A 6,371-nucleotide genomic window follows, 5' to 3' on the forward strand; every position below is an offset into this window, starting at 1 on the left:
CGCTCATCCCCTCGGCGGCGGTTCGGTGATGAAGCCGACCTTCAGGATGCCGGCGCGCTGGCAGGCCAGCAGGATGCGGCCGACCGGCGCGTAGTCGCCGCGCGCATCGCCGCGGATGTGCACCTCGGGCTGCGGGGTCTGCGCCGCGATCCTCTTCAGCCGCTGCTGCAGGTCGTCGCGGCCGGCGATGCGGGCATCGAACCAGAAGGTGCCGCCCTGCGCATCGACCGAGATCACCACGTCTTTCGGCGTGCTCTCGCGCAGCGCGTTGCTGCGCTTCGGCAGCTCCACCGGCACCGAGAAGTTCGCGACCGGGATCGTGATCAGGAAGATGATCAGCAGCACCAGCATCACGTCGACCAGCGGCGTGGTGTTGATCGCGGCCACCACCTGCTCTTCACCGCCGCCGCCCGGGGCGGCCAGGTTCATCGCCATCGCGCGACCCTCAGGCGGGCTGGCCGGACAGCAGCACCGAATGCAGCTCGCCCGAGAAATCGCGCACCTCGTCCATCACCGCGCTGTTGCGGCGCAGCAGCCAGTTGTAGCCGAGCACCGCCGGCACCGCGACCGCGAGGCCGATGGCCGTCATGATCAGCGCCTCGCCGACCGGGCCGGCCACCTTGTCGATCGAGGCCTGGCCGGCGATGCCGATCGCGGTGAGCGCGTGGTAGATGCCCCAGACSGTGCCGAACAGSCCGATGAAGGGCGAGGTCGAGCCGACCGTCGCGAGGAAGCTCAGGCCCGACGACAGGCTGCGCTGCACGCGTTCGGTCGCGCGGTGCACGGCGAGGTCGACCCAGTCGTTGAAGTCGACCTTGGCATGCAGGCCGCTGTGCTTCTTCGTCGCGGCGAGGCCGCTTTCGGCGATGAAGCGGAACGGGCTGCGCTCGGCCAGCTGCGTGGCGCCGGCCTGCACCGTGCCGGCGTTCCAGAAGTCGCGTGCGGCGCGCTTGGCATGGCCGCCGATGCGCAGTTGTTCGAGCAGCTTGGTGATGATCACGTACCAGCTGCCGATGCTCATCACCGCGAGGATCACGAGCACCGTCCTGGCGACACCGTCGCTCTGCGTCCAGAGGGCTTGCAGGCCGTACGGGCTGTCGGTGGCGGCGCCGCCTTGCGCGCAGGCGGCGGTGGCGACGAAGATCGATGCGGCCAGCAGCAGCGCGCGGCGCAGGAACGAAGACGAGCTCATCGGGGTGATCCGGAAGTGAAGGTGCGAAGGCGCAGTGTGGACAGCCGCGCGGGCGGCGGGAACAAAGCGTTTGGCAGTTCGTTATGACCGCAGTCCGCGTTGCGCGGGCGGTTTGCTGGGCTTACACCAGCGGTTGCTGCGAAGGCCGCACCCGGAGGTCGATCCGGGTCTATTTCACGTCAGGAGCGGGGCCACAACACCCACAGCCGCAGCGGCTGCTTCATCCGACCCGCCTGCTGCTCGGCGGTATCACCCCACCCCCAGAAGTAAWCAGCGCGCACCGCCCCGGTGATCGCGGTGCCGGTGTCCTGCGCCATCACCGCGCGGCGCAGCAGCGTCGCGCTCAGCGGCTCGGTCGCGTCGACCCACACCGGCGTGCCGTACGGGATGCTCTGCGTGTCGACCGCGATCGAGCGCCCCGGCGTCAGCGGTACGCCCTGGCCGCCCTTCGGACCGAGCTGCGGATCGGGCAGCGGCTCCTCGCGGAAGAAGATCACCCGAGGGTTGGCCCACAGCATCTCGTGGAGCCGCTTCGGGTTCTTGCGCGCCCAGGCCTTGATCGACGGCCACGAGGCCTGCTCCAGCGTCAGCTCGCCCTGGTCGACCAGCCAGCGGCCCACCGACTTGTACGGCTGGTCGTTGTGCGCCGCGAACGCGACGCGCAGCAGCTTGCGGGTGCCGTCGGCCTCGGTCAGCTGCAGCCGGCCCGAGCCCTGGATCTGCAGCACCAACGCGTCGAGCGGGTCGGCGATGTACGCCAGCTCGCGGCCGCGCAGCGCGGCCTTCGCGGCCGGCACGGTGTCGAGCTGCTGGCGCGTCCAGTAGGGCTTGCGCGCGGCCAGGTCGGCCGGCGGTGCGTACAGGGGGATGCGGAAGGCGCCGCGCGGCACGCGGCTCGCCTCGACCAGCGGCTCGTAGTAGCCGGTCATCAGGCCCTCGGTCGCACCCTCGAGCGATTCGACGCGCCACGGCTGCACGCGGTTCTGCAGGAATACGCGCACGCTGCCGTCGGTGATGGTGCTGAGCTTCTGCGCGTCGGCGCACAGCTTGGTCCAGTCGGGGCCCGGCTTCTCGCAGCTGCGCAGCAGCGCGGGCCACAGCTCGGCGGTGCTGTCGAACTCCCAGCCGGGCAGGTCGGTCCAGGCGGCGCCGACCCAGCGGCTGCGCGCGCGCGTCAGCACCGGCGGCTTGTCGCCGGGGAGCGAGGGCGTGGTGGTCGGCGGGGTCGAGGAGGCCGGCGCATTGGCGGCCGGCTCCGGCGGAACCGGCGCCACGGGAGGGTATTGCAGGCTCGCGCAGCCGGCGAGCGCGCCTAGAATCGCCGCCGCCATCCACCAGCGGCCGCGGCCAGGGAACATCGTCATGGGTCTGATTCTCCTCGAAGCGCTGGGCGCGCTCGCGGTGCTGCTGCTGATCGTGTGGTGGACGATGTTCTCGGGGCGCAAGAAGGGCGAGCGTCGCGACGACGACCGCTGACGACCGTCGCGGTCAGCCCTTCGGCGGCACGATGAACGACCCCGGCCGCTGCCACAGCCGCCGGCGGATCGCGCGGTAGATGCGGCTGCGGTCGGTGAGCCGGATGCCGCGCGAGCGCAGCGCCACCTTGAACGCGAGGAAGAAGCTCACCGCGAGGTTCAGCCCGCCCGTCACCGCGATGCCGGCCAGGCACCACCAGAACGGCGCCTGGTGCAGGATGTCGAAGCCGAGCGCGCCGACCGCCGCGGCGAGCTGCCCGGTCGACAGCGTCACGTGCCGCACCTCGATCGGCAGCGCGAAGAAGCTCGCGACCGCCGGCACCAGGCCGAGCATCAGCCCGAGCGAGATGTTCGCGGTCAGCCCCGAGATGTTGTTGCGCCAGTAGAGCGACCAGCGCTGCGCGCGCGCCGACCCGAGCCGCGCGACGATGCGCGGGTTCCACGCGATCGCGCTGTCGAGCCGGTGCCAGACGAACCAGTTCTCGACCCAGCCCGCGATGATCGAGCTGGCGAACAGCAGCACGCCGGTGAAGGCCGCGTACAGCGGCGTCGGCCCGAGCAGCGACAGCGTGTCCAGCACGTGCTGCGCGTCCTTCGCGCCGATCAGTGGCGCGCCGAACGCGGCCGCCCACGCGAACTGCGCCGTCAGCACCAGCGGCGTCACGAGCGCGAGGTTGCCGAGGATGCCGGCCGCCTGCGAGCGGATCAGGTGCGCGACCTCGTCGACGAAGCCCTCCACCGCCGCGTCGTTCGACACGTCGTCGAGCCGGGCCGCCATCGCCGGCGCGGTCATCGCCGGCTGCTTGGTCGCCACCGTCCAGTGCATCAGGTGGATCAGCACGAAGCTGCCGGCGTAGTTGACGCCCGCGAAGAAGCCGGCCCAGAAGGTCGACAGCCCGAGCGCCAGCACGAAGAACTTCATGAACGTGGTGCCGGCCAGCACCGCGCCGCCGCCGGCCGCGGCGCGCAGCATCTGCCGGTACTCGCTGCGGTCGCGGGTGATGTAGTGCTCGCCGGTCTCGGCGCTGCGCTCGGCCACCTTGCGCGCGAGCAGCGAGTAGTGCCGCGCGAACAGAGCGCGGATGCTGCGCCGCTCCTCGGCGGTGCGCACCAGCGCGGCGGTCAGGCGCGTGATGTCGCGCCCGGGCTCCGGGCTCAGCACGCAGATCAGCAGCTCCTCGATGCGCTGCGTGCGCTCGCGCAGCTGCTCGACGGCGAACACCACGTCGACCGACACGCCGTGCGCCTCCAGGTGCAGGTGCACGCTGTCGGCGCAGCGCCGGCAGGTGTCGAGCAGCGCGCGCAGGTACTGCGCCTCGCGCAGCAGCGCCGGCGTGTCGCCGCCCTCGGCGTGCGCGCGGATCTGCTCGGCCACCAGCGCCAGCTGGCGGAACGGCTGCGACACCAGCAGCTCGGGGCTCATGCGCTGGCGCACTGTCGGCGTGAAGCCGGTCGCGCGGATCGCGCTGGCCAGGAAGGTTATCGCGTCGAGGAAGGGGGCGCGCCAGTTCGGCCCGATGGAGGCCGGTGCGGCCGAGGCTGCCGCCGCGGGGGCGAGCAGCGCGGTCAGGCGCTCGAGCGTCGGGTCGTCCAGCGCATCGAGCCACAGTGCATCGCTCGGCTGCGGGAACAGCAGGCCGAACAGCTCGGCCAGGTCGGTGGTGGCCGGCGTGCCGGGCAGCAGGCGCAGCCGCAAGCGCTGACCGAGTTCGCCGGACAGGTCGCGGCGCGGCGAGAAGCCGAAGTCGGCCAGCAGCGCCGCCACGTCCACCTCGCGCCAGAAGCGCGCGAGCAGCGCCGCGATCTCGGCCTGGTGCTCGGGGTGGCGCTCCAGCACGTTCAGCAGGTGGCGCAGGCGCAGCAGCGGCATCGGCGTGGCGGTGGTCGATGCCGCGTCGGCCGGCAGCGTCGCATGGCGCAGCCATTCGAGCAGGCGGATCAGCCACAGGTGGCGCTCCGGCAGCGAAGCCGAGGCGTCGGCCGCGTTCAGCAGCGCGCTCAGGTCCCACGGGCCCGGCCGGGCCTTGCCTTGCGCCTTCGACGACGCCTTCTTCCGCCCGAACATCGCGCCGGCCGTCAGTGCAGCGTCGACGCGAGCGACAGGCCGAACTCCGGCACCGGCGCATCGAACGGCGTCGCGTCCTCGGTCATGCAGAAGAAGGTGCCGCGCATGCTGCCCTGCGGCGTGGCCAGCCGCGTCCAGCTGGTGTATTCGTGGCTGTCGCCCGGTTGCAGCAGCGGCTGCTGGCCGACGACGCCCAGGCCGCGCACCTGCTCGACGCGCCCCTGGCCGTCGGTGATGACCCAGTGCCGCGCGATCAGCTGCGCCGCGACATCGCCGCTGTTGCGCACCGTGATCGTGTAGGCGAAGGCGTAGTGGCCGGTGGCGGCGTTCGACTGCTCGGGCAGGTGACGCACGACGACCGAGCAGGTGAATTCAGGATGGGCCATGGACGGGGATTCTAGGAGCCGGGCATGGCAGGTTCGTGGCCCGCCTAAAATCCCGCCCTTCCGCGACAGCCCGGCAGTACCGCATGACCACCTTCCGCATCGCCCCCAGCATCCTGTCGGCCGACCTGGCCCGCCTCGGCGAGGAGGTGCGCAACGTCATCGCCGCCGGCGCCGACTGGATCCACTTCGACGTGATGGACAACCATTACGTGCCGAACCTGACCTTCGGGCCGATGATCTGCGAGGCCGTGCGCCGGCACGCGGTGCGCCCCGACGGCACGCCGGTGCCGCTCGACGTGCACCTGATGGTGCAGCCGGTCGACCCGCTCGCGCTCGCGTTCTGCAAGGCCGGCGCGACCACCGTCACCTTCCACCCCGATGCCAGCACGCACGTCGATCGCACGATCCAGCTGATCCAGGCCGAGGGCTGCAAGGCCGGCCTCGTCTTCAACCCGGCGATGCCGCTGTCGGTGCTCGAGTACGTGATCGACAAGATCGACCAGGTGCTGATCATGAGCGTGAACCCCGGCTTCGGCGGCCAGAGCTTCATCCCGATGGCGCTGAAGAAGATCGAGCAGGCGCGCCGCCTGATCGACGCCAGCGGGCGCGACATCCGGCTCGAGGTTGACGGCGGCATCAAGGTCGACAACATCCGCCGCGTCGCCGATGCTGGCGCCGACACCTTCGTCGCCGGCAGCGCGATCTTCGGCCACCCCGACTACCAGGCTGTCATCGATGCGATGCGGCGCGAACTGCAGGCGGCATGAAGTTGGGCGCCGTGACCCAACACGGTGCTTTGTTCGGGGAAACAATCGAAAACCCCGTGAATTCTTCTGGCCTGACAGTGGTATTTTTCGCCCTGGCGAATGACGCCAAGCCAGCACGGAAGCCTGTTCGAGGGAGCTTCCCGGCGAGCAAGCTGAAAACGTAACCTCTTGTCAGGAAAGCGATTTTCCGGGTTTTTCCTCGGGTTTTGCCCGCATTGACGGGTGGTATTACTGGTACTAAACTGGTACCTAATGGGTCGTTTTGTGCCATGTACTTGTTGCAGGCACGCTGCTTGCCTAAGCCGCGCAGGCCCTTTATCTGCACAGGAGTTCGCGTCCGATGAATTTTTCGCAGCGACAACGCGATCCCCGGCGTCACATCGTCGGGATCGGGTTTGTCATTTTGTTTCACGCGGCGATCGTGTATGCGTTGCTGACGGGGCTGGCCAAGAAGGTGGTCGACGTGGTTCGCGCGCCGATCGAGAC

Annotated in this window: 6 protein-coding genes; 1 reads left to right on the forward strand and 5 read right to left on the reverse strand. The window is 70.2% G+C overall.

Annotated elements, in window-relative coordinates; translation table 11 throughout:
* Positions 1-3: 3 nt before the first annotated feature.
* The 5 genes from AC1D12_RS01795 to apaG all read right to left on the reverse strand — a co-directional run bounded on the left by AC1D12_RS01795 (position 4) and on the right by apaG (position 5,118).
* Positions 4-435, reverse strand: coding sequence for an ExbD/TolR family protein (locus AC1D12_RS01795; RefSeq protein WP_477824978.1), 432 nt, complete (start codon positions 433-435; stop codon positions 4-6).
* Between the two features lie 10 nt (positions 436-445).
* Positions 446-1,192 carry a MotA/TolQ/ExbB proton channel family protein gene (locus tag AC1D12_RS01800; protein WP_477824979.1) on the reverse strand — a complete coding sequence of 249 codons (747 nt, stop codon included), beginning with the start codon at positions 1,190-1,192 and terminating at the stop codon, positions 446-448.
* 179 nt (positions 1,193-1,371) lie between these two features.
* Entirely contained in the window at positions 1,372-2,556 is a 1,185-nt protein-coding gene (gene mltA, locus AC1D12_RS01805; RefSeq protein WP_477838595.1) for a murein transglycosylase A, read from the reverse strand.
* A gap of 124 nt (positions 2,557-2,680) precedes the next feature.
* Positions 2,681-4,732: a site-specific recombinase gene (locus tag AC1D12_RS01810; RefSeq protein ID WP_477824981.1), complete on the reverse strand. Its 2,052-nt coding sequence runs from the start codon at positions 4,730-4,732 to the stop codon at positions 2,681-2,683.
* 11 nt (positions 4,733-4,743) lie between these two features.
* Positions 4,744-5,118: a Co2+/Mg2+ efflux protein ApaG gene (apaG, locus tag AC1D12_RS01815; RefSeq protein WP_047510807.1), complete on the reverse strand. Its 375-nt coding sequence runs from the start codon at positions 5,116-5,118 to the stop codon at positions 4,744-4,746.
* Between the two features lie 83 nt (positions 5,119-5,201).
* Here apaG and rpe point away from each other — a divergent pair, with 83 nt between their 5' ends.
* Positions 5,202-5,885 carry a ribulose-phosphate 3-epimerase gene (gene rpe / locus AC1D12_RS01820; protein ID WP_047510809.1) on the forward strand — a complete coding sequence of 228 codons (684 nt, stop codon included), beginning with the start codon at positions 5,202-5,204 and terminating at the stop codon, positions 5,883-5,885.
* Positions 5,886-6,371: the final 486 nt, after the last annotated feature.

This window comes from Rhizobacter sp. P1_G5 (assembly GCF_056405435.1).